This window comes from uncultured Microbacterium sp. (assembly GCF_900078385.1).
GTDB lineage: Bacteria > Actinomycetota > Actinomycetes > Actinomycetales > Microbacteriaceae > Microbacterium.
This window is the reverse complement of the sequence record NZ_FLQR01000006.1, coordinates 385,150-409,141: the sequence shown is the minus strand read 5'-3', so window position 1 is coordinate 409,141 and position 23,992 is coordinate 385,150. Positions and strand designations below refer to the sequence as shown.

At 69.2% G+C, this 23,992-nt stretch carries 25 protein-coding genes and 1 pseudogene; 17 read left to right on the top strand and 9 right to left on the bottom strand.

The features are described from left to right. Nucleotides 1-18: 18 nt before the first annotated feature. Genes QZL85_RS07070 through QZL85_RS07055 form a run of 4 tightly spaced genes read left to right on the top strand, consistent with a single transcriptional unit; the run spans nt 19 to nt 5,176 of the window. Nucleotides 19-1,080, top strand: a complete 1,062-nt coding sequence (locus QZL85_RS07070; RefSeq protein ID WP_295575361.1) for an Ldh family oxidoreductase — start codon at nt 19-21, stop codon at nt 1,078-1,080. Nucleotides 1,081-1,090: 10 nt separating this feature from the next. After that, nucleotides 1,091-1,411 (top strand): putative quinol monooxygenase, encoded by a 321-nt coding sequence (locus QZL85_RS07065; RefSeq protein WP_295575358.1) that lies wholly within the window; start codon nt 1,091-1,093, stop codon nt 1,409-1,411. A 1-nt stretch (nt 1,412) separates the two neighbouring features. Then, complete coding sequence (acnA, locus tag QZL85_RS07060; RefSeq protein WP_295575355.1) at nt 1,413-4,007, top strand: aconitate hydratase AcnA; 2,595 nt, start codon at nt 1,413-1,415, stop codon at nt 4,005-4,007. Between the two features lie 26 nt (nt 4,008-4,033). After that, complete coding sequence (locus tag QZL85_RS07055; RefSeq protein WP_295575353.1) at nt 4,034-5,176, top strand: MFS transporter; 1,143 nt, start codon at nt 4,034-4,036, stop codon at nt 5,174-5,176. Nucleotide 5,177: 1 nt separating this feature from the next. Here the strand turns inward: QZL85_RS07055 and QZL85_RS07050 are convergent, their stop codons facing one another. From QZL85_RS07050 to QZL85_RS07035, 4 genes are all read right to left on the bottom strand, one after another. Further along, a complete protein-coding gene (locus tag QZL85_RS07050) occupies nt 5,178-5,966 on the bottom strand; it encodes a FadR/GntR family transcriptional regulator (RefSeq protein WP_295575351.1) in 789 nt (262 codons plus the stop codon). Continuing rightward, the gene (gene rraA, locus QZL85_RS07045) at nt 5,956-6,423 is read right to left on the bottom strand and encodes a ribonuclease E activity regulator RraA (RefSeq protein WP_295575349.1); all 468 of its coding nucleotides are present in this window, start codon (nt 6,421-6,423) and stop codon (nt 5,956-5,958) included. Before rraA ends, QZL85_RS07050 begins: the two co-directional genes overlap by 11 nt. 95 nt (nt 6,424-6,518) lie before the next feature. Beyond that, entirely contained in the window at nt 6,519-7,289 is a 771-nt protein-coding gene (locus QZL85_RS07040; protein ID WP_295575346.1) for a thioesterase family protein, read from the bottom strand. 17 nt (nt 7,290-7,306) lie between these two features. After that, on the bottom strand, nt 7,307-7,921 hold the full coding sequence (locus QZL85_RS07035) for a LysE family translocator (RefSeq protein WP_295575343.1): 615 nt from the start codon (nt 7,919-7,921) through the stop codon (nt 7,307-7,309). 97 nt (nt 7,922-8,018) lie between these two features. Between QZL85_RS07035 and QZL85_RS07030 the strand changes: the two genes are divergently transcribed. Further along, nucleotides 8,019-8,471, top strand: a complete 453-nt coding sequence (locus QZL85_RS07030) for an Lrp/AsnC family transcriptional regulator (protein ID WP_295575340.1) — start codon at nt 8,019-8,021, stop codon at nt 8,469-8,471. 173 nt (nt 8,472-8,644) lie between these two features. After that, a complete protein-coding gene (locus tag QZL85_RS07025; protein WP_295575337.1) occupies nt 8,645-9,577 on the top strand; it encodes a hypothetical protein in 933 nt (310 codons plus the stop codon). 109 nt (nt 9,578-9,686) lie between these two features. On the opposite strand, the gene QZL85_RS07020 is transcribed toward QZL85_RS07025, so the two are convergent. Then, a complete protein-coding gene (locus tag QZL85_RS07020; protein WP_295575334.1) occupies nt 9,687-9,974 on the bottom strand; it encodes a cyclophilin-like fold protein in 288 nt (95 codons plus the stop codon). A gap of 175 nt (nt 9,975-10,149) precedes the next feature. Here QZL85_RS07020 and QZL85_RS07015 point away from each other — a divergent pair, with 175 nt between their 5' ends. From QZL85_RS07015 to QZL85_RS07000, 4 genes and pseudogenes are all read left to right on the top strand, one after another. Further along, nucleotides 10,150-10,335 carry a hypothetical protein gene (locus tag QZL85_RS07015; RefSeq protein ID WP_295575331.1) on the top strand — a complete coding sequence of 62 codons (186 nt, stop codon included), beginning with the start codon at nt 10,150-10,152 and terminating at the stop codon, nt 10,333-10,335. Further along, nucleotides 10,335-11,012: an SDR family NAD(P)-dependent oxidoreductase gene (locus QZL85_RS07010; RefSeq protein ID WP_295575329.1), complete on the top strand. Its 678-nt coding sequence runs from the start codon at nt 10,335-10,337 to the stop codon at nt 11,010-11,012. The genes QZL85_RS07015 and QZL85_RS07010 overlap by 1 nt, the downstream gene beginning before the upstream one ends. After that, nucleotides 10,982-11,968, top strand: a pseudogene (locus QZL85_RS07005) (aldo/keto reductase). The gene QZL85_RS07010 and the pseudogene QZL85_RS07005 overlap by 31 nt, the downstream one beginning before the upstream one ends. Before the next feature lie 181 nt (nt 11,969-12,149). After that, nucleotides 12,150-13,166 (top strand): NADP-dependent oxidoreductase, encoded by a 1,017-nt coding sequence (locus tag QZL85_RS07000; RefSeq protein ID WP_295575325.1) that lies wholly within the window; start codon nt 12,150-12,152, stop codon nt 13,164-13,166. A 24-nt stretch (nt 13,167-13,190) separates the two neighbouring features. Here the strand turns inward: QZL85_RS07000 and QZL85_RS06995 are convergent, their stop codons facing one another. Continuing rightward, the gene (locus QZL85_RS06995) at nt 13,191-13,796 is read right to left on the bottom strand and encodes a GNAT family N-acetyltransferase (protein ID WP_295575323.1); all 606 of its coding nucleotides are present in this window, start codon (nt 13,794-13,796) and stop codon (nt 13,191-13,193) included. A 195-nt stretch (nt 13,797-13,991) separates the two neighbouring features. Between QZL85_RS06995 and QZL85_RS06990 the strand changes: the two genes are divergently transcribed. Genes QZL85_RS06990 through QZL85_RS06980 form a run of 3 tightly spaced genes read left to right on the top strand, consistent with a single transcriptional unit; the run spans nt 13,992 to nt 17,184 of the window. Next, nucleotides 13,992-15,272, top strand: a complete 1,281-nt coding sequence (locus tag QZL85_RS06990) for a vanadium-dependent haloperoxidase (RefSeq protein WP_295575320.1) — start codon at nt 13,992-13,994, stop codon at nt 15,270-15,272. Nucleotides 15,273-15,319: 47 nt separating this feature from the next. Further along, a complete protein-coding gene (locus QZL85_RS06985; RefSeq protein WP_295575318.1) occupies nt 15,320-16,717 on the top strand; it encodes a hypothetical protein in 1,398 nt (465 codons plus the stop codon). Further along, complete coding sequence (locus QZL85_RS06980; RefSeq protein ID WP_295575316.1) at nt 16,714-17,184, top strand: diguanylate cyclase domain-containing protein; 471 nt, start codon at nt 16,714-16,716, stop codon at nt 17,182-17,184. Before QZL85_RS06985 ends, QZL85_RS06980 begins: the two co-directional genes overlap by 4 nt. A gap of 24 nt (nt 17,185-17,208) precedes the next feature. Here QZL85_RS06980 and QZL85_RS06975 read toward each other — a convergent pair whose 3' ends face one another. Beyond that, nucleotides 17,209-17,943 (bottom strand): hemerythrin domain-containing protein, encoded by a 735-nt coding sequence (locus QZL85_RS06975; RefSeq protein ID WP_295575314.1) that lies wholly within the window; start codon nt 17,941-17,943, stop codon nt 17,209-17,211. Between the two features lie 200 nt (nt 17,944-18,143). Between QZL85_RS06975 and QZL85_RS06970 the strand changes: the two genes are divergently transcribed. Then, complete coding sequence (locus QZL85_RS06970; RefSeq protein ID WP_295575313.1) at nt 18,144-18,692, top strand: SRPBCC family protein; 549 nt, start codon at nt 18,144-18,146, stop codon at nt 18,690-18,692. Between the two features lie 28 nt (nt 18,693-18,720). Here QZL85_RS06970 and QZL85_RS06965 read toward each other — a convergent pair whose 3' ends face one another. Next, complete coding sequence (locus QZL85_RS06965; RefSeq protein WP_295575311.1) at nt 18,721-19,317, bottom strand: TetR/AcrR family transcriptional regulator; 597 nt, start codon at nt 19,315-19,317, stop codon at nt 18,721-18,723. 66 nt (nt 19,318-19,383) lie between these two features. Between QZL85_RS06965 and QZL85_RS06960 the strand changes: the two genes are divergently transcribed. Then, the gene (locus tag QZL85_RS06960; RefSeq protein WP_295575309.1) at nt 19,384-21,474 is read left to right on the top strand and encodes a beta-galactosidase; all 2,091 of its coding nucleotides are present in this window, start codon (nt 19,384-19,386) and stop codon (nt 21,472-21,474) included. A gap of 28 nt (nt 21,475-21,502) precedes the next feature. Here QZL85_RS06960 and QZL85_RS06955 read toward each other — a convergent pair whose 3' ends face one another. Then, nucleotides 21,503-22,357 (bottom strand): helix-turn-helix transcriptional regulator, encoded by an 855-nt coding sequence (locus QZL85_RS06955; protein ID WP_295575306.1) that lies wholly within the window; start codon nt 22,355-22,357, stop codon nt 21,503-21,505. Nucleotides 22,358-22,457: 100 nt separating this feature from the next. Here QZL85_RS06955 and QZL85_RS06950 point away from each other — a divergent pair, with 100 nt between their 5' ends. After that, entirely contained in the window at nt 22,458-23,222 is a 765-nt protein-coding gene (locus QZL85_RS06950) for an SDR family NAD(P)-dependent oxidoreductase (protein WP_295575304.1), read from the top strand. 93 nt (nt 23,223-23,315) lie between these two features. Then, on the top strand, nt 23,316-23,987 hold the full coding sequence (locus QZL85_RS06945; protein ID WP_295575301.1) for a Type 1 glutamine amidotransferase-like domain-containing protein: 672 nt from the start codon (nt 23,316-23,318) through the stop codon (nt 23,985-23,987). The last annotated feature ends 5 nt before the right edge of the window (nt 23,988-23,992 follow it).

The following is a 23,992-nucleotide window of genomic DNA, read 5'->3' as shown; positions in this document are numbered from 1 at the left end:
TCCCACACATCAAGGAGCGTGTACGCGGTGACCGGACAGATCTTCTCCGCCTCGGAGCTCACTGCGCTCGGCACCAGAATCCTCGTCGCCGAAGGAATGTCGCACGACGAAGCTCAGCTCGTCGCCGACAGTCTGGTCGTCGCGGACGGATGGGGTCACCCATCGCACGGGATGCTGCGGCTCTCCTGGTACGTCGCTCGGCTCCGATCCGGAGCGATGAACTCCGTCACATCTCCTGAGCGCGTTGTTGACTTCGGCGCCGTCGCAGTGCTCGACGGGCGAGAGGGTGTCGGTCAGATCGTCACCGACCTTGCGTGCCGTGAAGCGGTCGCCCGCGCGAAGACCCACGGCGTCGGCTTGGTCGCGGTTCGCAACAGCAATCACTTCGGCACCGCCGCGTACTGGACGAGGCGCATGGCAGATGCCGGCTGTGTCGGGATCCTCACCACCAACGGGAGCCCGGCCATGGCGCCGTGGGGCGGACTCGAGAAGACCGTCGGCGCGAACCCCTGGTCGGTTGCCACCCCCGGCGGCTCTCATGGGACCGTCGTCCTGGACATCGCCAATACCGGCGTCGCCCGCGGGAAGATCTACTCCGCACTCCAGAAGCAGCAGCCCATCCCCATCGAGTGGGCCCTCACGAAGGATGGCGCACCGACGACGGACCCGCGTGAGGCCATCGAAGGCATCCTCCTGCCGATGGCCGGACACAAGGGCTACGGCATCTCCTTCATGATGGACGTCCTCTCCGGGGTCCTCACCGGTTCCGGAATCGCGATCGAAGTTGCCGGCCCGTATGTGCCGAATGAGCGCAGTCGTTGCGGGCATCTCGCCATCGCCATCGACATCGATGCACTCGTCGGACTCGAACAGTTCGGCAACAGGATGGACGAACTCATCGCCATCACCAAGTCGGTGCCGCTCGCGCACGGCGTGGCGGAGGTCTTCTATCCCGGCGAAATCGAGAACCGCGCTGGCGCCAGCGCGGCCGCCGAAGGCATCTGGCTCCCCGACAAGACACTCGACGAACTGAAAGACCTTGCGACGTCAGCGCGCGTACCCTGGCCGCTTGCGGCATAGGAGGAGACACATGTACACCGTCTGGGTTCAGCTCGACGTGCAGCCCGACCGAGTCGACGAGTTCACCTCTGCCATTCACACAAACGCGCTGGCCAGCCTGAACGACGAGCCCGGCTGCATCCGGTTCGACGTGCAGCGCGACACGAGCGATCCGCGCCGGTTCTACTTCTACGAGATATACATCGACCAGGATGCGTTCGAAGTCGCCCACCGCAGCGCCCGCCACTATGCGGCATGGCGGGAGACTGAAGCGCGGTGTGTCGTCCCAGGGAGCAAGTCGATGCTGCTCAGTGCTCCGCTCTTCCCGGACGACATCCCCGAACGTCCGTGACATGACCGTCGAACAGCATCTCCCAGGCGCAGCGGCACGGTACGTGCCGATCCACACAGAGCCGGGACTGAACACGATGCCGTACAGCATCCGCATCCTCGTCGAGAATGCGCTCCGCCACAGCGGCGCTGACGGCGCGGACGCTCAGGCGTTGCGGAACTGGCGCGAGTCGTCGGCGGCCGGTCGCGCCATCGACCTCTTCCCATCCCGCATCTTCCTGCACGACACCAATGGCGTGCCGACCGTAGTCGACCTCGCGGCCATGCGGGAGGCTGCCCGCGCACTTGGGGCCGACCCGGCACGGGTGAATCCGCGGATACCAGCCGAGCTGGTCATCGACCACAGTGTCATCGTCGACATCTTCCGTTCGCCTGATGCCGTCGAGCGCAACGTCGACATCGAGTTCGAGCGCAACGCAGAGCGCTACCGCTTCCTCCGCTGGGGGCAGGAGCAGTTCGACCAATTCGCGGTCGTCCCGCCCGGCACCGGGATCATGCACCAGATCAACATCGAGCATCTTGCGAGGGTGGTCGAGGTCAGAGACGGCATCGCCATCCCTGATGTCTGTCTCGGGACAGACTCACACACAACGATGGTCGACGCACTCGGGGTCATCGGGTGGGGCATCGGCGGCATCGAGGCGGAGGCCGTCATGCTCGGCGAGCCTTACGCGATGGTGGTGCCGAAAGTCATCGGCATCGAGATGATCGGCACGCTGCCCGTTGGGTCCACCGCGACCGACCTCGTCCTCACGATCACGCAGCGGCTCCGCGAACACGGTGTCGTCGGCACGTTTGTGGAGTTCACCGGTGACGGGCTCTCCCGTATGTCGGTCGCCGACCGGGCGACGATCGCGAACATGTGTCCTGAATTCGGCGCCACCCTCGCGTACTTCCCCATCGACCAGGCGACCATCGACTACCTGCGCTTCACCGGGCGCTCGCCTGAACACGTCGCGCTGGTCGAGGAGTACGCGCGCGCTCAGCACCTGTGGCACGAGCCCACCGACCCGATCGACTTCGACGAGCGCATCGTCGTCGATTTGTCGACGATCGTCGCCTCGGTCGCCGGACCACGCCGCCCGCAGGACCGCGTCAGCCTCGACGTTGCCAAGTCGACGTTTCGGGCAGACCTCGCCGAGCTGACCGCGCAAAGCCCGGACGACCCCGGCTTCGCCATCGACTCCACGGGCGCGCGAGGGCTCCGGAACGGTGACGTTGCGATCGCGGCGATCACGTCGTGCACGAACACCTCGAACCCCGAAGTCATGGTCGCGGCGGGTCTCCTCGCCCGCAATGCTGCCGCATATGGCCTGACCGCCAAGCCATGGGTGAAGTCGAGTCTCTCGCCCGGCTCCCGCGTCGTCACGGACTACCTCGACCGTGCTGGGCTCACGCCCGCGCTGGATGCGACGGGATTCCGCCTCGTCGGCTTTGGATGCATGACGTGTATCGGCGCATCCGGGCCACTCATCGACGATGTCCAGCTCGCGGTGCGTGAGCACGGACTGAGTGTGGCGGCCGTCCTGTCCGGCAACCGGAACTTCGACGGCCGCATCAACCCCGACGTGCGACTCAACTACCTGATGTCGCCGCCGCTGGTCATCGCCTACGGGATCGCCGGCACCATGGACATCGATTTCGACCGTGAGCCGCTCGGGATCGCCCAGGACGGGACGCCGGTGATGCTCGCGGACATCTGGCCTTCCGTGGTCGAGACCCGCGCCGTCATCGCGGAGAGCATCACGCCCCAGATGTTCTCCGCAGCGTACTCCGACGTCTTCCGTGGCGATGCTCACTGGCGCGCCCTCACGACACCGACGGCGGCCACATACGAGTGGGACAACACCTCCACCTACCTTCGACTGCCGCCGTACTTCGACGGCATCACGAGTGAACCGGCGCCTGAGTGGACACTGAATGGCGGTCGAGTCCTCGCCTACCTCGGCGATCAGATCACCACCGACCACCTCTCGCCCGCGGGCGCGATCCCTCCCCACACTCCCGCGGGCGCGTACCTGACCGCCCAAGGCGTACCACGCTCGCAACTGAACACCTATGCGTCGCGTCGTGGCAATCACGAGGTCATGATGCGCGGTTGCCTCGCCAACGTGCGACTCCGCAACCGCCTCGTCCCTCAACGAGAAGGCGGTTACACGCTGTCACCTGTATCGGGAGTGGAGCGTACGATTTATGACGCCGCTCTCGAAGCGCGGGCGGCCGATATTCCGCTGCTCATCATCGGCGGCAAACTCTACGGCGCCGGATCATCCCGGGACTGGGCGGCGAAGGGGCCCGCCCTCCTGGGCGTGCGCGTCGTCCTCGCCGAGTCGTTCGAGAGGATCCACCGCTCGAACCTCATCGGGATGGGAATCCTCCCGCTCGAGTTCGAGGACGGACAGTCCGCCGAGTCCCTGCATCTGACCGGACGGGAAACCTTCACCGTCGTCGGGAACCCCCGGTCCGACGACGTGGTCGCGGTGACAGCCGACGGCATCACCTTCCCCGCGCGGGTGCGGCTGGACACGCCGCGCGAACGCACGTACTTCGCCCACGGCGGCATCATGCCCTTCGTCCTCCGGCAGCTCATCGCATGACATCGCGGCGGTATATCGTCGCGACGGTGCTGGCGAACACCGTCGTCGTGCAGGTCATCACCTACGCCTATCGCCCGACCCTCGCGTACGCGGCGCTCGATGCGGGTGGCGTCGCGGCGCTACTCGGAGTCATGTCCGCGGTGTTCGCCGTGCCGGCGTTGTTTCTCGCCATCCCGGCCGGGCGCCTGGTCGACACAGCGGGGGAGAGGCTGCTCTCCGTCTGCGGCTCTCTCCTCGTCCTCGCGTCGCTCGCAGTCGCACTGGTGTTCCCGATTTCACTGGCCGGGCTGATGGTCGCGACTCTGCTGCTGGGCATCGGGCACTTGGGTTGCATCGTCGGGCAGCAGACCCTCGTCGCGAACCGGGCGCGCACGGGTCGCAGTGACTCCGCGTTCGGCTGGTACACCCTCGCCGCATCGGTCGGTCAGGTGCTCGGACCACTGCTGCTCGCCATCCCGGGGGCGGACCCGCTCCGTCCGCCCGTACAGCTCATCCTGCTCCTGTGTCTCGGTCTCGGAGTCGTCCTGCTGGCCAGCGCGGTGATCCTGCCCCGCCGCGGCGCTCCGGTGTCTCCGATCGTCACGGGAAACGCGTGGCGTGCGGCCGCCGACAGTCTTCGCGAGAAGGGGACGATGCGTGCGCTCGTGGCGAGCGGCATCGCGTTGGCCTCCGTCGACATCACGCTGGTCTACTGGCCCGCGCTCGGCGACGAGCGCAATCTCGCTCCGACCGTCATCAGCGCCATGCTCGTGGCGCGAGCGCTCGCGACTATGGCTTCGCGCGGGCTCCTCGGATGGTCCACGCGCAGGTGGGGGCGCCGCGCGGTAATGATGACGACTCTTGCGAGCGCCGCCGTCGCTCTCGCAGCGACCACCCTGCCGGCCCCGTCGTATGTTCTCGTGGCGGCTGCCGTCGCCTACGGCCTCGGCATCGGGGCCTGTCAACCCCTCACGATGTCGTGGCTCTCGGCACTGGCAGCACCCGGTCAGCGCGGAGGCATCCTCTCGCTCAGGTTGGTCGGTAACCGGTTCGCGCAGTCGACCATCCCCGCCGTCGCGGGCCTGGTCGCCGCACCGCTCGGGGGCGCAGGGGTCATCGCGGCCGTCGCCGTCTCTCTGAGCGTGGCGACCTGGGCCGGCGCCGCCGTGCCCGATGGCGAGCCCGGATAGATCAGCTCGCGGCCGACGCCGCCTCATTGGCCTCGAGCGTCTGGACAAGCCGCTCGCTCGCCTTGTCCATATGCAACGTCATCGCCAACCGGGCGGCATCCGGGTCGCCGGCGCGGATGGCCTCCAGGACGGGCACGTGCTCCTGGAAAGACGACCACTTCGTCGGCCAGCTCGCCGGATCGTCGACCTTCGCGTACTCGGCCTCGACGACGCGGTGAATCCAGACGTGAAGGAGCGAGGAGATGTTGGTGAGCATGTTCCCGAGCACGCTGTTGCCCGACGCCTTCGCCACCGCGAGGTGGAATCGCACGTCGGCGTCCACGAACTCATCCACGTTGGATGCCGAGCGCATCGCGTCGAGCGCGGCTTCGATGTCGACAAGCTGCTCATCCGTCCGGCGGTCGGCGGCGAGCTCGGACGTCACGCGCTCGATGTGCTGACGAGCCTCCACGAGGTCGACCGTGTGCTGCTCGCCAAGCATCAAACCCCACTCGATGACACGAGGGAGAAGGTCTGAGTCTGCGCTCCTGAGGTACGTGCCGCCGCCATGGCGGAACTCCACAAGACCCAGCAGGCCCAGCGACTTGATGCCCTCGCGGACCACGGAGCGACCGACGCCGAACGACTCGCTCAGCTGACGCTCCGAGGGAAGCTTCTCGCCCAGCCCGACCTGGCCCGAGAAGATGTAGTCGAGGAGTGCTCGGGCGACCTCGGAGGACGCCGGCTCGGGACGTGTGAGGTTGACGGCGCGCAGCCCGACGATGCCGGTGCCTTTGGTGTTACCGCTCAACGAGTATCCCGTCCTCATCGCTGTAGAGGTGCGCGCCGACACGGAACGTGACGCCACCGAAGTCCAGGGGAACGTCGACCTCGCCCTCGCCGGTCTTCGTGCTCTTGCGTGGATTCGTTCCGAGCGCCTTCACGCCGAGCTCGAGCGAGCCGATCGCCACCCCATCGCGGATGACGCCGTTGATGACGACGCCCGCCCAGCCATTCTGCACGGCGATCTCGGCGATCATGTCGCCCATCAGCGCGCGTTCGAGAGAACCGCCCCCGTCGACCACGAGCACCGCGCCTTCACCCGGCGTCGAGACGGTCGCCTTGAGGAGCGCATTGTCCTCGAAGCATCGGACCGTCCGAATCGGCCCATCGAACGCGGCGTGTGCCCCATAGCGACTGAACTGGATCGGGACCGACTGGATGCTCTCGCCCAGTTCGTCGTACAGGTCGGCGGTGACAACAGACATATGACTCCCAACGTCCCCCTCAGCCTACCAAGAGGCCGACCAGTCGACCAGTGCTGATAGCGGCGCGTTTGCGCTGGTTGGCGCGTGGCATCAACTCACGGACGCACAGTGAGGGTTTGCACCGACGTGCCGAGGTATCCGGCTTGGTCGTGAAGTGCGGTGTGCGTGGTGCCGAATCCGTCCGGTCCGAAGGTGACGGTGGTGGAGCAGCCGATCCAGTCGCCTTCCGGCGCGCGCGTGAGGTGGGCGGTGAGATCGAGGTTCGGGAACGCGACCTCGCGCGGCGAAGTGCGCGGGGTGATGCCGTTCGCGATGTCGATGACTCCCAGCAGCCGGGCGGTGGGGCTGACGTCTTCGCCGGCGAGAAGTGGCACCCGGGGGCGGAGCCAGAACTCGGCGCGACCGGGGTGGTGCTCGCGTCGGCGGATGTCGATCGTGGTGACGAACAGGCCGGGCCAGATCGCTGTGGCCGACCAAGCTTTCAGATCGTGGCGGGGCGGCATAGGCGGCGGGGTGGTGCCCGCGAGCGTGGTCGTGTCGCGCGTAGCGAGCATCCATGCGCGCAGGACAACGGCGGCCCGGCCGTTGTGCGAGAGGGTCGCTTCGACGAGTTCGATCGTGCGCCCGGGGCGGAGGACGCGGATTTCGATGTCGACGTCGGCGATCGGGATGGTACCGAGGATGTCGTAGCAGGCGCGGGCGAGCTGAAAGGGAGTGTCGTGACGCGATGTGTGGTCGCGTTCGACCGTATGGGCGAGGAGGCCGAGTGCCGGCGCGATGTGCTGCTCGGTGGTATTCCACGCACCCTGAACGGAGTCGGTCGCTCGGAATCTCTGTTGGCCGAGGCGTTCGAAGTACGGGGTCACCTTCGGATCGTAGGCGGTCACAGGAAGAGTCGCTCGACGAGCAGGAACGCACCAATGCCTATCATCGCGATTCCCGAGACGCGGCTCACCATCTGTGCCGCGATCGGACGGGTACGCAGCAGTGCGCCGGCTCCGAGGCCGACCGCCAGATAGACCACGGCGCAGCTGGCGACGTGGACGGCGCCGAGCAGGGCGATCTGGACGGCGAGCGGCCAGTCGCCGCTGGCGTCGACGAACTGGGGGAGGATCGCGAGGAAGAGAAGGAAGACCTTCGGGTTCAGGCCGCTCACCCCGCATCCCTTGCCGAGCCACCCCCACCACGATCCCTCCGCCGGGGCGTCGGCTGCGCGGACGACCGCCGGATGCCTGAGGACGCTGATGCCCAGCCACACCAGGTACAGCGAGCCGGCGATGGTCAGCACGGTGAGCGCGCCGGGAATGCTCGCGATCAGCCCTCCGACCCCCGCCGCGACCACGAGCGTGGCGACGAGGTGCCCATACAGCATCCCGAGGACGGCGGGCACGGTGCGCCGAGCAAGTCCCGCCGTGATCGCGTATGCCCAGTCGGCGCCGGGAGTGATCACGAACAAGACCGACACTCCCCAGAACGCCCAGATCGCCGCAGAATCCATCTTCTTCTCCCTCGTCTGGAAGAAGAGTAAGAAAGATCATCCCGAAGGTGTTACCAAGATGTGGCTCGTTTGCGTACCACGACGGTAGATTCTGTTCATGGACGGGATCGACCGGAAGATTCTTGCGGAGCTGCAGTCCGATGGTCGCCTCACCATCACCGAACTGGCCGAGCGCATCCAACTGAGCTTGTCTCCTGCGCACCGGCGACTCCGGGACCTGGAGCGCTCGGGCGTGATCGCGGGCTACCGGGCGCTGGTCGATCCAGGATCCGTCGGACTACACTTCGAGACGATCGTCTTCGTCACGATGCGCGAGGCGACCCGCGACGCGATCGCGACGTTCGAGGCAGCCATCGCCGACGTGCCCCACGTCGTCGACGCGCAGCGGCTGTTCGGCGATCCTGACTACATCGTCCGTGTGGTCGCGCGGGACCTCGAGCACTTCCAGCGGATCTATGACGAGGAGCTATCCGCACTCCCCGGCGTGCAGCGCTTCAACACGACGCTGGTGATGAAGAACGTCGTCACGAGCAGGGCCCTCCCCATCTAGCGAATGGCCTCGACTGATCGCGCTATCGTCCGTCGTGCAGGACCGATCAAGGAGAGGAGGTCCGATTCGTGCGGGTGCTGACGCTGGGCGCTGGGTGTACCGCTGGCGGCCCGCGCCCGCTACGTTGATCCCGGACGGATGATGGGGACTCCGTCCTGGGGGAGGGAGAGTCGATGTCGACCACGCGTACGTCGGGACCGCAGCCGACGCTCGACGAACGGACGGCTCGCCGGCCGCACGCAGGGGCGTGGCGGGGCGTGTGGCTGTCCGCCCTCGGGGTGGCGATCACGGCCGTCGTCGCGTGGGGGCTGCTCCTGTTCGCCTGGATGATCGACGAGACGCATTTCGACCGCCCGAGCGCAGAGTTCGACGCGTTCACGACGCAGATCGAGCGGTTGCCCGGCGTCGCTCTCGTCGAGACCGAGCGGTGGGTCGAGGCGCCGGCGTTCTGGACGCCGACGTCATTGCTCAGCGCCGTCGTGGATGTGACGGCGCTGCCCGGCTTGCTCCGGACGGCCTGTTCGACCGTGTATGCCGAGCCCGTCACGTGGTCGCTTCGCGTGTCGACCGCCGCGGACGCCGAGGTCTCGATGCACGCCACGTCGGACGCGACCGGCGAAGCCCTCGGTGACGCGCGGTGTCTCGTCTTCGGGTACGACGCTGTGGGCCTCGTCCACGAGCTGGACCGGGCGGCGCCGGGTCTCGCGATCCAGCCGCTGGTGCTCGAGAACGAGACGCTCGCCTTCGTCGCGCTCGACGAGGAGCCGTCCGGTGGCTTCAGCCGCCTGCTCCCGCTCGTCGAGCATTGCGCAGATCTGGTCGCCGCCGCCGGACTCGACCCGAACACCCCTGTCGAGATCAGCTCTCCCGACCTCGGCGTCGTGCTCACGCCGGACGAGAGCGGCGAGTACCTCGCGCTGCTCACCCAACTCGCCGGCGACCACGCGGTCCGCAGCTTCTGGTCGAGCCCCGCCGACTCCCAGATGGACGGGAGCGCCACCATCCAGGTCGTGGCGCCGGAAGATCAGCGCACGGCGATCGAGAACGCCATCCGCGCCTCGGGGGTCGAAAGCGCGGACGCCCCCGTCGGATTCATCGAACCCTGACCCGGGGATGTCCCGGGACCGACGGCGGGGGTTCTTCTCCCGGCCGAGCTGACGGTCAGCCGTTCGCGATAGGCACTGCAGGTAGGAGGCATGCTCGCCGCCGTGCGGATCACGTGCTGCCGCTCCACGTCATCAGTCGAGGACTTCGACCGTGACGGTCCGGGTCGGAGCCGGGTGAGTCTTCGTGGTCCAGCTCGCGCGGCAGGTAGGCGATCTTCTCCACTCCCGCGAAATCCTCGATCACCGGCTCGGTGGGCAGCAGGGAGAGGAAGTCGCGTAGACCTGGGCTGTCCTTCCCGATCGTGACCTCGACGGTCGTACGTTCGGATGCGCACGCCGTCACCGCGGCGATGAGCAGGGAGAAGGCAACCGCGGGTGCGAGCTGCGACCTCCGCATCGCGGGCCTGCGTGTGGTCGTGCTGCGGGCATGGGCCGAGTCTCGGCGTGCCTCGGTCCGCGAGGGAGCCCCTGACCAGGGGGGTACAGACAGGGCACCCTTCACCCCGTGACGTGATCGCCCCAGGGGGGCATCGTAGGAGGGACGCAGGAAAGAGCAGGCAGGAGCCCCAGGCATGCGCATCCAGATCCGCCTATCGACAGGCATCGCCTTCACCGGTGAGCTGCTCGCGAACCCCGTCGCCATCGCCGTCGCGAGCAGGCTGCCGCTCACCGCGACGTTCTCCGACTTCCTCGACACCCTGCGGGCGCTGCCCGACGGATTCACCGCCCGAATCGCCCGCGCGGACGAGGAGGTCTGATGGCTCGGATCTTCATCACCGGAGCCGGGGCGGGATTGGGATTCAACACCGCGCACGCGCTGGCGGACGGCGGCCACGATGTCGTCGTCCACGCCCGCACCGATCAGCGTCTCCCGCCCGGTGACTGGCGCGGAACGGTTGTGGGCGACCTCACTGACCGGGCTGAGACGATCCGTGCGGGACGCGAAGCGAACGACCACGGCCCGTTCGACGCGGTGATCCACAACGCCGGAGCGCTGCACAGTCCGGCCGCGGTAGCAGTGAACACCGTTGCTCCTTACCTGCTGACCGCCGTGATGGCCCTTCCGGGACTCCTGATCTACCTGAGCAGCTCCATGCACCGAGGGGGTTCTGCAGATCTGGCCGGACTCCTCTCCGGGGTCGGTTCGTACAGCGACAGCAAGCTGTGGGTCACCGCCCTCAGCATCGCGCTCTCCGACCGGTGGCCCCGAACGGTCTGCCATGCCGTCGATCCTTTCTGGGTGCCCACACGGATGGGCGGGGCGGAGGCGCCGGACTCTCTCACGGACGGTCACCGGACGCAGGCCTGGCTGGCCACCGCCACCGCCACCGACATCACCCCCTCGATCGGTCGAATCACCGTCGATACATCACCAGCCGGCTCTGCCGACACGAAGGAGCACTCATGCACACCAGAACACTCGGTCGCGACCTGACCGTGTCCGCCATCGGCTTCGGCGCGATGGGCATGTCGCAGAGCTACGGGCCCAACCCCGGCGATCGCGACGACATGATCGGCGTGCTCCGTTACGCCGTCGATCAGGGGGTCACCTTCATCGACACCGCCGAGGTGTACGGCCCGTTCGTGAACGAGGAACTCGTCGGGGAGGCGATCAGACCCATCCGGGACCGTGTGGTCGTCGCGACGAAGTTCGGGTTCTCCTTCGCCGACGGCCGATCGCAGGGCGTGGACTCCCGACCCGAGCGGATCCGACAGGCGGTGGATGGGTCGCTGACGCGCCTCGGCATCGACTCGATCGACCTCCTGTACCAGCACCGGGTCGACCCCGCCGTCCCGATCGAGGACGTGGCCGGCGCCGTGGGCGATCTGATCCGCGCAGGAAAGGTCAAGCACTTCGGGCTGTCCGAGGCTGGAGCCGGCACCATCCGCCGCGCGCATGCGACCACCCCGGTCACGGCGATCCAGAGCGAGTACTCGCTGTGGACCCGCGATCCCGAGCCGGAGATCCTCCCGCTCTGCATCGAGCTCGGCATCGGGTTCGTGCCGTTCAGCCCGCTCGGGAAGGGCTTCTTGACCGGCACCGTCGGGGCCGACACGAGTTTTGCGGCGGATGAGATCCGGGCCCGCGTCCCGCGCTTCGAACCGGACAACCTGCGTGCCAACGAGGCCCTCGTCGAACACGTGTGACAGCTCGCGGCAGCGCGGGGGGCGACGCCCGCTCAGGTCGCGCTCGCCTGGCTGCTGGCGCAGCATCCCTTCATCGTGCCCATCCCGGGGACACGGCGCCGGTCCCGACTCGACGAGAACGCGGCGGCGACGACCATCGCCCTGTCGGCCGACGACATCGCCGACCTCGATGGGCTGGCCGCGCGCGTCGGCGTGGCCGGCGACCGGTACGACGCGAACGGCATGGCGGCGGTCGGCCTCTGACGCCGACCAGGACGGGAAACCCGCCGACCGCCGCCGGCCGACGGAATGGTCGCCCGGTTTCGGGTGGATCTGCATACAGATGCATCCATCCGGGCACTATCGGCGGAATCCTTCTGTGAGTGGTCGGGCGGCGCCGAGGGGTTGCCGCAACGCGATCGACGAATCGGGAAGCGAGTACGCCATGAAATCGAAGTCCCCGCAGGTGTCGTGGTTCGAGTACGGCCGTCATGGTGATGCGGACGTGCTGACGGAGCGCACGGAGACTCTGCCGCCCCCGGCTCCCGGGGAGGTGTCCGTCGAGGTCCTCGCCACAGGCATCAACCACATGGAAGTGTTCGTCCGCAACGGTCACGAGCCCGCATGGGCGGATGACGGATGGCCGCGCCGTTCGGGGAGCGACTTCGCGGGCATCGTGCTCGCGACGGCGCCCGGGACGCCGGGGCTCCGCCCGGGGATGGAGGTGGTCGGACACGTCCGCGCGGGCGCGCACGCGACCCACCTCAACGTGCCCGTCTCGGCCTTGGCTCTCAAGCCCCGCAGTGTTCCGTGGGAGGTCGCGGGCGGGCTGTACCTCGCCGGCGTCACCGCGCTGGACACCCTCGACGACGTGCGGATCGGTGCCGGCGACACCGTCGTCATCTCCGCCGCCGCGGGCGGTGTCGGAAGCATCGAGGCGCAGCTCGCCAAGCACCGCGGGGCCAAGGTCATCGGCACCTGCGGCGACCGCAACTTCGACTACCTCCGGCAGTTCGGCATCATCCCGGTGCGTTACGGCGACGGCATCGCCGACCGCATCCGCCACGCCGCGCACGGCCCCGTGACCGCGTTCATCGACAACTTCGGCAAAGACGGGCGCGCGATCTCCGACGAGCTCGGTGTCCATGCCGATCGCTACCGGTCCAGCGCAGACCGCAGGGAGGTCGAACTGCGGCTGCTCTCGAACGAGCCGGATGCCGTGGTGCACGGCACCACGCAGCTCACGCGACTCCTCGACCTCGCGCAACGCGGCGCCTTCCGCCTCCTCATCTCGGCGCTCTACCCACTCGACGAGCTCGTCGACGCCTACGAGGAACTCGCTGCACATCACTCCCGCGGAAAGATCGTCCTCGCCACGCATCCGGTCACCCGCTACCGCACCCGGAGAGCCCGCGACATCCACGAGAACATGAACGGCGGCTACGCCGCAGTCCGTCAGTGAGGCGTCCCTCACTCACGGGTGAGATCAGGCCATCCGTGCCGCCGGAATCGTGATGCGCATCACGGTCTTGCTCTTGCCGATGTGACGCTCGAACGTGAACCCCGCCTTCTCGAACATCGCGCGCGTGCCGTTGTGGAGGAACGAGGACGAGGTCCGCTTGCCGGGGACGAGCTCGTTGGGGAAGGAGACCACTTCACCGCCGCCGGCCTGCGCGATCAGCGCGAGCGCGCCGTCCAGCGCTTCGCGCGCCACGCCCGCCCGGCGATGGTCGCGGTCGACGAAGAAGCAGGTGATGCGCCACGGCGCCGGGTTGGCCTCGCCCGCGTCGTACTGCTTGCGGTGGTAGATGCCCGGCAGCTCGGTTGGACTCCCGTACTCGCACCAGGCGATCGCATCATCGCCGTCGAAGACGAGCGCAGCGTGCGCGATGCCCTCGTTCACGAGACGCTGCTTGAACGTCGGCCCGTCGTACTCGCGCTTGACCGTCTGCTCCGTGTCCCCGTGGAAGTACGAGCAGTAGCAACCGCCCCAGACCCCGTTGTGCTTCTGCGCCAGCGCCAACCATGCCGGGAAGGTCTCGGGAGTGAGCGGTTTGATCACGTGCGCGGTCGGAACGTCCACATCGGTCACGGAAGACTCCTCACCTCGGCGCGCCCAGTCTGCCAATGGGCTCCGACACCCGACAAGACCCCGCGCGCCGGAGCGCGCGCACCCTTGCGACCCCCGCCATGCGAGAGGACACTGGCGTCGTCAAGGCTTGTGCCCGCCCAAGTCGACGAAGCCTACCGATCGCCGCCGCGAGTCTTGGTGCCCAGGAGGTTCCCCATGACTCTTCGCAGGAGACGGATTCTGGCCGCAGCGATCGCCGCGGCCGTCTGCGTCCTCGCCCCGCTCGCGGTCGCCGCCCCGAGCCAGGCCGCCCCGCCGGTCGCAGCCGACCCGGCCGAGATCGGCCACTGGCACGCGATCGCCGCCCGCACGGTGGCGACCGAGAACGCCACACCGGTGCCGGCCATGCCCCTGTTCTTCTCGCTGGCCTCCCTCGCGATGTACAACGCGGTCGTCACGATCGAGGGAGGATACGAGCCGTACGTGTCCCAGCCGCGCGCGAAAGCGCATGCCTCTCCCGAGGTGGCCGCTGCGACTGCCGCCTACCGCGTGCTCCGTCACTACTTCCCGGCGTCGGCCGACAACCTCGCCGCGGACTACGCCGCCTCGCTCGCCGACGTGCCCAACGGCGTCGGAAAGGTGCACGGCAAGCGTGTCGGCGAGGCCGCGGCCGCCGCCCTCATCGCGGAGCGCGGCGACAACGGCATCGACCGGTCGATCGTGCTGCCGCCGCAGTCCGGGGTCGGCGCGTGGATCCCCACGCCTGACGCCTTCGCGCCGATGGCGGTGCCGTGGCTCGGCTTCGCGACGCCCTACACGCTCGATTCGGCGACCCAGTTCGCGTGGCCCGGCCCCGATCCGGTCGCCTCGACGGCGTACGCCCAGGACTTCACCGAGGTGAAGGACTTCGGGGCGAAGACCGACTCGGCCCGCACGCCGACCCAGACCGAGATCGCGCTGTTCTGGAGCGCCGCGCCCCCGCTGCAGCTGCAGGTCTCGATGACCGCGCAGGTCGCCGAGCGCGGGCTGGACATCGCGGAGGCGGCCCACGCGTTCGCCCTCCTCAACACGTCCGTCGCCGACTCCCTCATCTCCTGCTGGCGGGAGAAGTACGACAGCGCGTACTGGCGTCCGGTGACGGCGATCAGGATGGCGGCCGACGACGGCAACGCGGCGACGGACGCCGATGAGGACTGGACCCCCCTCATCCTGACGCCGCCCTACCCCGACTATCCGAGCGGGCACGCCTGCGTGATGGGCGCCGCGTCGGGCACCTTCGCGCACCTCTTCGGCGCCGGATCGATCGACCTCGATGTGTCCTCCGCGGTGACGGGGACGACCCGGCACTTCGACACCACGGCGGCGCTGGACGCGGAGACGATGAACGCGCGCATCTGGCTCGGCATCCACTTCCGCAAGGCGATGACCGATGCGAACGCGATGGGTCACGTCGTCGCCGGATGGGCCGGATCGCACTACTTCCAGGAGACCGACTGATCGGCGGGTGACCGACTGAGTGGCGGGTGACCGCGGAGGGGAGGGGGATGCTGGCGTCGATACTGCCCGGTGTCCGCCAGGTGCGGGCGCCCTTCGCGGCCGGCTCCCTGTGGTTCGCGGTGCTGTGGCTGCTCCTGGAGCCGAGCTGGTCGAGGATGGCGGAGAGCGGCTTCGTCGCCGGGGTCAACGGTCTGCTCGGCGCCTTCTCGGTGCTCGGGCAGGGGATCGTCATCGGCTTCGTCGTCTACTTCCTCGGGTCCTTCTCGACGTTCCTCTTCTCCACCGCGCTCGGAAGGCTCATCCAGTCCACGCGGACAGCCTGGAGACCACTGTCCGGGCTGTCGCGGAACGCGGACATCGCACTGAAGCGGATCGCGTCGAACGGGAGGAGGGACATCGAACGCGCGAGCGGCGGCGCCGGCCTCGCGGTCGACCGGGTGCTGGAGGGCGCGGCAGCCGACGCACCTCGCGCCCTCCCTGCCAAGACCCGTCCGCTCTCACGACGCCGTGCGCCCGTGATGGACGGACCCAGTGCGACCGGCACGCTCCCGGACTTGGAGGAGAAGCAGGAGCGTCAGATCGCCGACGGCGTGCTCCGCGACCTGCCGTTCATCGCCAACACGCAGCTCCTCGGCCAGCGTGAAGCCGTCTACTCGGCTGTGGACCGCATCGAGGCCGAGGTGGAGTTCCGGATCGCCCTCATCCCTCCGGTCATCGGGCTCTCCATCGCGATCGCCGTGGTGGTGCGCGCGACGCCGTTGCTCGCCGTCGGCGCGGTCCTCGTCGGCATCCTCGCGGCGATAGGTCTGATGCTGGATGCCGTGCGGCGGCGCACGCAGTCCAACGAGCTCATCCTCCTGCTGATCCAGTACCGATCCATCAGCGCACCCTCCATCACCGACCTCGAGGCGCGAGCGCGCGAGCTGAAGGATCGGACCACCGGCGCCGTTCTCGCCCGCCAGCTCGAACGGTATGCGCGCGCGGTGGGCAACTACTTCGGGAAGCTCGCCCTCGTCCCCCAGTCCGGCGGTTTCGCCCTCTTGGCGGAAGCGCATGAGGCCGCCCGGGTCGCCCACCTCGAGACGGGGAGGATGCAGCAGGCGCTGGAAGCCGCCCATGTGTCGGCGGCGGAGCTCGATTCCGCCGCCGTGCCCGCCCTGCTCGACCGAGTGCTGGCGCAGTGGAGCGCCATCAACCACGGCGTCACGGTCTCCGCACCGGCCGTCGCGATTCCCGACGTCGTCGGGATGAGTGGCGAGCAGCTCTCCGCAATGATGAGTGACGCGCGGCAGCGGTTCGAGGACTTCGAGGGCGACGTGTCCAAGATCGTCGAGCGGTTCCGCGCCGAGGAGAAGGCGACCGCGGAGCGGAAGCAGACTGGGGAGGCCACGCCGGCGGAGGCGCTCCCGCGTCGAGACGACGCGGCCCCGGCGGGTGCACCGTGATCGCGGTGGCGGGCGACTACGGTCGGGCGGCGCGAGCGCTGCAGGAGGGCTGGCGGCAGCTTGAGCCGGCGCTGAGCGCGCCGCGAGGCGCGATCATCCTCATCGACGTATGCGGGATGGGAGAGTGGAACGACAGGCTGGGCGAGGAGGGAGGCGACGAACTGCTCGCCCGACTCGGCGCGCGACTGCGCGACTGGACGGCACCCGCCGTCGTCGCGCGGATGGCCGGGGACCAGTTCGCCGTCGTGCGGCCGGGCGATCGGCCGCCCCTGATCATCGCCGCGGGACTCCGTGCGCACCTGCGGCGCGAGCGGTTCACCGGCGACGTCCTGCGACTGCACGTGGGCGTCGCAGGCTGGACTGCGCGGGTCCGATGGCCGCAGGCGATGATGCTCGCCGACCGGGAGTTGCGGTCGGGTCGGATGATGCCGGCTCGATCCGGTCCGCGTTGCGTGCGTCGGCCTTAGTCGTCCGCCGTGGCTACCTCCCGTTCACACCATCGCGGGGACGGGCCGGTCGGGGTAGAGCTCGAGCATCGCGCGGTCGTACCGCCTCTTCATCAGCAGCAGGTACAGCACCCGGATCGGTGCGGGGACGTTCGCGCGGAACCACTCGTCGCGCTCGCCCTCGGGGAGGCTGGCGAGGAGCAGCCCGAGCTGCAAGGACATGACGTCCTTCGGCAGTTCCTTCCGGTGTGCGATGAGGGCGGCCCGGGTGTGCGCCTCCAGCTCGTCCCACTCCTGCTGCGAGAGCACGGCCCCCGCGACCGGCATGATGTCGTCCTCCTCCTGGCCGAGATGCGCGAGGAGCGTGTCGCGGAGGACGTCGATGTCGCGTGCGAACGCATCCCGCAGCGTCGCGTCGGCTGTCGCGACCCACGGGCCCAGCTGCGGTTCGATGCGGGCCAGTTGGGATGCCACGTCCGCGTGCTGGGCCCGCATCCGGTCGACATGCAGGCCGCACGCGGGATCACGTGCGGTGAGGCGATCCCAGAGCACCGTGTCCTCGGTCTCGTGGTGCAGATGCAGGGCGAAGAAGTCGAGCTTCGCGTAGTCGCCGACGATGGCGGCGCGGTCGAGGTCGCCCGGCTGCACCTCGCGGACGAGGGTCGGCAGCTCGCGGTACAGCCAGCGGAAGATGCGGTGGACGAGGATGAGTCCGGACGGGTCGCAACCCGGTGATTGCCCCTCGGGCAGAGCCCCGGACGACGGGAGTTTCACGGCCACGTCGATGTCTCCCTCCCGCCACGGCCGATCGACGAACGACGCCCCCCACGTGGCGAACAGCGGCAGGATACACCCGCCCTGACCGCCGTCGCAGGGGGCGGAGCGGTGGTGAGCATCCTTGCCCACCGGGTGAGCGGAGTCGTACGCTTCCGACCGTGGAGCACCGCGCTCGTGGGGGGCGAGACCTGCATCGACGGTCGATGATCGCCGAACGTGAGGAGCGCGCCGCCACGAGCCGCTGGGAGCGCCGCGTCGTCGTGGACGCCACCGTCCGCCACCCCGTCGAGGCCGTGTTCCCATACCTGTCCGATCCGACCCGGTGGCACGATTTCGCTCCCGCCGTCGCGTTCCGCGCGCAGATCGATCACGGTCCGCCCCGAGTCGGGACGAGGTGGATGGCGACCGATCGCATCGGCCCGTTCCGCATCCACTTCATCGACACGCTGGATCTTCTCGACGAGGGGCGGCGCGTGGTGTGGCTGTCGTCGGCGCCGTGGAACTCGCGCGTCGAGTACGCGTGCGTGGGATCGGGCGCGCAGACGCGCATCCGGGCGGAGTACTCGGGGAAGTTGAGTGGCTCGCTGCGCTGGCAGCTCGGCTGGATGCCGGATCTGGCCACGCACTGGATCCTCGCCCAGGACTTCCGGCGCCTGGATCGGCTGCTGACCGAGCGGGCCCGTGCCGCCGGGCGGTGGCAGGGGCGGCATCCACCCGCTGAGGCGGGGGCAGAAGCAACGCACGAGGGGTGACGCGTCGCGACCCCCGGCCCAGGGCCCGCTACACCGGGCGGAGCAGGTCGACCAGGAGCGCCCGCATCGCCTGGACGGGATCGAGGCCGTCGGTGAGCCAGCGGATCTGGATGCCCTCCCACCCGCTCACCACCAGCGCGGCGAGCAGCTCGGGATCGCGCGGCGTCGTGATGCGCCCCGCACCCCGGTCGTAGGCGATGAGTTGGCCGTAGGACGTCGTCACCGCGGCGTACCGGTTCACGAGCCAGTCGTGCGCTTCATGCGCGGGGTGCGTCGCCTCCGCGCTGATGATGGAGAACATCCGCACGAGCTCCTGTCGACGAAGGTTTCGCTCGACGATCCCGAGGACCATGGGGATGAACCCATTCCTCCGGGAGCGCTCCTCGGCGTCCGGATCGGAGCGGTCCTCCTGGTCGAGGACGGCCGCCAGAAGCGACACCTTCGTGGGGAAGTGGTGCATGACGGTCGTGAGGCTGAGGTCGAGCTGCCGCGCGATCTGCCGGAGTGATCCGCCCTGGTAACCGTGCGTGCTGAAGATGGCCGTGGCGGATGCGATGATCTCGGCCCGCCGGGATGCCGTCTTGGCGTACGGCCCCCGCCGCGCGGTCTCGTTTCCCTCGGCCATGGGGTCAGCGTAGCGACCTGGCACCAAAATAGTGCATATGCACGTTTTTTACTTTACGATGACAGCATGACGATGGACGGCGGGCAGACACGGCGTTGGGTGAAGGACGGCGCTCTCGGGGCGGGGCGCATGCGATACGGCGCGGACTACAACCCGGAGCAGTGGCCGCGCGAGGTGTGGCGCGACGACATGCGGCTGATGCGCGAGGCCGGCGTCAACGTCGTGTCGCTCGCGATCTTCTCCTGGGCCCACCTGGAGCCGCGTCCCGGCGAGTGGGACTTCGCGTGGCTCGACGAGATCATGGATCTGCTGCACGAACACGGGATCGACGTCGATCTCGCGACGGCGACCGCCTCCCCGCCGCCGTGGCTGACGCGGCTCCACCCCGAGGTGCTCCCGCAGACCGTCGATGGAACGATCCTCTCGCCGGGGGCACGGCAGCACTGGCGGCCCACGTCGCCGATCTTCCGCGACTACGCGCTGCGGCTCACCCGCGTGATCGCCGAGCGGTACGCGCAGCACCCCGCCCTCGTGGCATGGCACATCTCCAACGAGCTCGGGTGCCACAACCTGTACGACTTCTCCGACGACGCCGCGCGGGCGTTCCGGATCTGGCTGCAGGAGCGGTACGCGACGCTCGACGCGCTCAACGACGCGTGGGGGACCGCGTTCTGGTCGCAGCGGTACAGCGAGTGGGATGAGATCCTCCCGCCTCGCGTCGCGCCGACGCAGCGGAACCCTGGACAGCAGCTCGACTTCGAGCGCTTCTCCTCGGACGCCGTTCGCGACCACCTCCGCGCGGAAGCCGCCGTGCTCGCCGAGATCAGCCCCAATGTGCCGCGGACCACGAACTTCATGGTCGCCGGCAACGTGCGCGAGATCGACTACGCGAGCTGGGTGGGCGACGTCGACTTCGTCTCCAACGACCACTACCTCGTCCCCGGCCCCGCCGGCCGGGATGACCTCTCCTTCTGGGCGAACCTGACCGGGAACCTCGCCGCGGGCCGGCCCTGGTTCCTCATGGAGCACGCGACGAGCGCGGTGAACTGGCGCTCCGCCAACACGCCGAAGCGCCCCGGCGAGCTCATCCGGGACGCTTTGACGCACGTGGGTCATGGCGCGGACGCGGTCTGCTACTTCCAATGGCGGCAGTCGCGCGCCGGCGGCGAGCGGTACCACTCGGGCATGGTCCCGCACGCGGGGCCGGACAGCAGGGTCTTCCGCGATGTCGTGCAGCTCGGTGCGGAGCTGGATGCGCTCGCTCCGGTCACCGGATCGCACCGCGAACAGGCACGCGTCGCGGTGCTCTTCGACTACGAATCGTGGTGGGTGAGCGGGCGCGACTCGCACCCCAGCGATCGGATCGCCTACGACGTCGAGGTGCAGGGGTGGTACCGGGCGCTCCTCGACCTCGGCGTCCGCGCCGACGTGCTCCCGGTCGGCGCGTCCTTCGACGACTACGAGGTCGTCGTCGCCCCCATGCTCCACATCGTCACCGACGAGCTGCGGGCGCGCCTGGAAGACGTCGTCCGTGACGGGCGGCACGTCGTGACCACCTACTTCTCCGGCATCGTGGACGAGCACGACCGCGTCTGGCTCGGCGGATACCCCGGTGCCCTCCGCGATCTCCTCGGCGTCACGGTCGAGGAGTTCGTGCCGCTCCTTCCGGGCGAGCGCATCGCGCTGGCATCGGGTGCCACCGCCTCCACCTGGACGGAGCGGATCACCCGCGTCGACCACGACGTCGAGGTCCTCGACGCGTACGCCGACGGCGACCTCTCCGGCGCCCCCGCCGTGACGCGCCGCCGAGTCGGCACGGGGACCGCGACCTACGTCTCCGCCGACATCGGCCGCGACGGTGCCCGAGAGGTGCTGCGCGGCCTCGCGGACGACGTCGCGGCGCTCCGCGGCGACGTCCGTGCGGCCCGCGGTGACCTCGAGGTCATCGTCCGCATCGGCGCCGACGCCCGCTTCGTCTTCCTGGCGAACCGCACCGACGAGCCGATCACGGTGGCGCGCGGCGGGGAGATCCTCAGCGGCGGCGAGCCGATCGGCGACATCGCGGAGATCCCGCCGCGGGGCGTGATCGTCCTTCAGACGGGTCTCGAGCAGGTCGGCACCGCACCGCTGCGGGAGACCGCCGCCGTCCTCGGCTGACGGCTGGGCTGACGCCTCGGCCGCGGCGTCAGCTCACCGCGGCCGACCCGGACATGCTCTGCGTACCGATCACGCACAGCAGCGCGAGCTTCTCGCCATCCGCTGTGCCGGGTGTCGCGGTGAAGACGAGCAGCCGCTGCCCCGTCTCGGTGTCGAGCAGCGTCTGGCAGTCCAGGGTGAGCTCGCCGACCTCGGCATGCACGAAGCGCTTCGTCGTCGGATGCTTCTCCATGACCTCGTGCTCAGCCCACCGCCGCGCGAATTCCGGGCTCGTCGCGAGCAGCTCCCGCACCGCCTGCCCCGCCCGCGAGCCCTCTCCCAAACGTGTGTACGCGCCGCGGAGCTCGGCGACGAACGTGCGCTCGCGCTCCTCGTGATCGGCGCGGGCGTAGACCTCCCGTGAGGCCGGCTCGGTGAACCATCGGTAGGCGACCATCCGCGACAGACCCGTGAGGCCGGAGAGATCCCCGAGGAGCGCCTTCGCGGGGCCGGTCTGGAGCAGCGCTTCGCCGAGCTCGTCGACGACCTGGGCGGGAGTGTCCTGGAGGCGGTCGAGGATGCGGAGCATCCCCGGCGACACGTGCGAGGTCGTGCCCACGCGGTCGGGGGCGGCGTGTCCCGCGAGCCGGAAGAGATGGTCGCGCTCGGCGACGTTGAGGTGGAGGGCGCGCGCGAGCGCCGTGAGCATCTGCGTCGACGGCTGCGGGCCCCGCCCCTGCTCGAGGCGGTTGAGGTAGTCGGTCGACATCATCGCTAGCTGCGCGACCTCCTCCCGCCGGAGGCCCGGCGTGCGCCGGCGCGGGCCGCGGGAGAGTCCGACATCTTCGGGCTGCAGCGCATCGCGGCGCCGGCGGAGGAACTCCGCGAGCTGTTCTCTGTCCACCGCTCCATGCTCGTCGACCCGTCGATGCCCAGCAAGGGACCGCCGATCCCACGATCAGCACTGCCTGGTCGGCGCCGCCTCGGTCGGGGAGCGTGGAGCCATGACCACTTCACGTATCGCCCTCATCACCGGCGGATCCCGCGGCCTCGGCCGGGCAGCCGCCCTCGCTCTCGCCGCCGCCGGCACCGACGTCATCCTCACCTTCCAGTCGAACGCGGATGCCGCCGCCGACGTCGTCGCGGCCATCGAGGCACAGGGGCGCCGCGCCGTGGCGCTCGCCCTCGACACGACCTCGCCGGAGACCTTCGCGCCGTTCGCGGAGGAGCTTCGTGCGACGCTCCGCTCGGCGTGGGGTCGTGAAGACATCGACGTCCTCGTCAACAACGCGGGCTTCGCGGGCAACACGCCCTTCGGGGCGATCGTGCGTGCCGAGATCGACGCGCTGGTCGCGGTCCACTTCACCGGCGTCGTGCTGCTCACGCAGCAACTCGAGCCCATGATCGCCGACGGGGGCGCCATCCTGAACACGTCGACCGGGCTCACGCGCTTCCCGGCCAATGGGGCCTATTCGGTGTACGCCTCGATGAAAGCCGCCGTCGAGACCTGGACGCTCTACCTCGCGCAGGAGCTCGGCCCGCGTGGCATCAGCGTCAACGTCGTCGCCCCGGGTGCCACGGCGACCGACTTCGGCGGTGGCGGCATCCGCGACAACGCCGCCTACCGCGACATGATCCTGCCGACGGTCGCGATGGGGCGGATCGGCGAGCCGGACGACATCGGCGCGGCCGTCTCGGCGATCGTCGATCCCCGGATGGGCTGGGTCACGGGCCAGCGCATCGAGGCGTCGGGCGGCCAGCGGCTGTGAGGCGGAGCCGGCACTTCGCGCAGGGCCCGCAGCGCCGTATCGTGGCGATGCGGGCTCTCCCGCGCGAACGGATCCGACCCTCGGGAGGCCCTTGTGAAGCTGCTCCTCACCTCCGGCGGCGTCACCAACGACGCCATCCGCGATGCCCTGCTCGACATGCTGGGCAAGCCGATCGAGGAGAGCGGCGCCCTCTTCATACCGACCGCGCAGTGGGGGCAGCCGCAGTGCTCGCCGGAGTCGGTGTGGATGTCGACCGCCGGCCGATGGCCCGACCAGGTCGGCCTGGTCGACCTCGGGTGGAAGTCCGTCGGCGTGCTCGAGCTGACGGCCCTGCCGAGTCTCGAGGAGTCCCGATGGATGCCGTGGGTGCAGGACGCCGACGTCCTCCTCGTGGACGGCGGCGAGGCGGTCTACCTCGCGCACTGGATGCGCGCGTCGGGCCTCGCCGATCTCCTTCCCTCGCTGGGCGACAAGGTCTGGGTCGGCGTGAGCGCCGGCAGCATGGTGATGACGCCGCGCATCGGCCCCGAGTTCGTCGACTGGAAGCCCGGGGAGAGCGATGAAACGCTCGGCGTCGTCGACTTCGCGATCTTCCCGCACCTGGACTACCCGGGCTGGGACGAGAACACCCTGGAGGCGGCCCGGCGGTGGGCGGCGAAGATCCCCGGCCCGGCGTACGCGATCGATGATCAGACGGCGATCGCGGTCGTCGACGGTGACGTCCGTGTCGTCTCGGAGGGGCACTGGGAGGCCTTCGGCGCCTGACGCCG

What these genes read in the sequence shown, in the direction of transcription:
- QZL85_RS07065 (WP_295575358.1), top strand. Translation starts at nt 1,091, where the DNA reads ATGTACACCGTCTGGGTTCAGCTCGACGTGCAGCCCGACCGAGTCGAC.
- acnA (WP_295575355.1), top strand. Translation starts at nt 1,413, where the DNA reads ATGACCGTCGAACAGCATCTCCCAGGCGCAGCGGCACGGTACGTGCCG.
- rraA (WP_295575349.1), bottom strand. Translation starts at nt 6,423, where the DNA reads ATGTCTGTTGTCACCGCCGACCTGTACGACGAACTGGGCGAGAGCATC.
- QZL85_RS07035 (WP_295575343.1), bottom strand. Translation starts at nt 7,921, where the DNA reads ATGGATTCTGCGGCGATCTGGGCGTTCTGGGGAGTGTCGGTCTTGTTC.
- QZL85_RS07030 (WP_295575340.1), top strand. Translation starts at nt 8,019, where the DNA reads ATGGACGGGATCGACCGGAAGATTCTTGCGGAGCTGCAGTCCGATGGT.
- QZL85_RS07025 (WP_295575337.1), top strand. Translation starts at nt 8,645, where the DNA reads ATGTCGACCACGCGTACGTCGGGACCGCAGCCGACGCTCGACGAACGG.
- QZL85_RS07020 (WP_295575334.1), bottom strand. Translation starts at nt 9,974, where the DNA reads ATGCGGAGGTCGCAGCTCGCACCCGCGGTTGCCTTCTCCCTGCTCATC.
- QZL85_RS07015 (WP_295575331.1), top strand. Translation starts at nt 10,150, where the DNA reads ATGCGCATCCAGATCCGCCTATCGACAGGCATCGCCTTCACCGGTGAG.
- QZL85_RS07010 (WP_295575329.1), top strand. Translation starts at nt 10,335, where the DNA reads ATGGCTCGGATCTTCATCACCGGAGCCGGGGCGGGATTGGGATTCAAC.
- QZL85_RS07000 (WP_295575325.1), top strand. Translation starts at nt 12,150, where the DNA reads ATGAAATCGAAGTCCCCGCAGGTGTCGTGGTTCGAGTACGGCCGTCAT.
- QZL85_RS06990 (WP_295575320.1), top strand. Translation starts at nt 13,992, where the DNA reads ATGACTCTTCGCAGGAGACGGATTCTGGCCGCAGCGATCGCCGCGGCC.
- QZL85_RS06985 (WP_295575318.1), top strand. Translation starts at nt 15,320, where the DNA reads ATGCTGGCGTCGATACTGCCCGGTGTCCGCCAGGTGCGGGCGCCCTTC.
- QZL85_RS06970 (WP_295575313.1), top strand. Translation starts at nt 18,144, where the DNA reads ATGATCGCCGAACGTGAGGAGCGCGCCGCCACGAGCCGCTGGGAGCGC.
- QZL85_RS06965 (WP_295575311.1), bottom strand. Translation starts at nt 19,317, where the DNA reads ATGGCCGAGGGAAACGAGACCGCGCGGCGGGGGCCGTACGCCAAGACG.
- QZL85_RS06960 (WP_295575309.1), top strand. Translation starts at nt 19,384, where the DNA reads ATGACGATGGACGGCGGGCAGACACGGCGTTGGGTGAAGGACGGCGCT.
- QZL85_RS06950 (WP_295575304.1), top strand. Translation starts at nt 22,458, where the DNA reads ATGACCACTTCACGTATCGCCCTCATCACCGGCGGATCCCGCGGCCTC.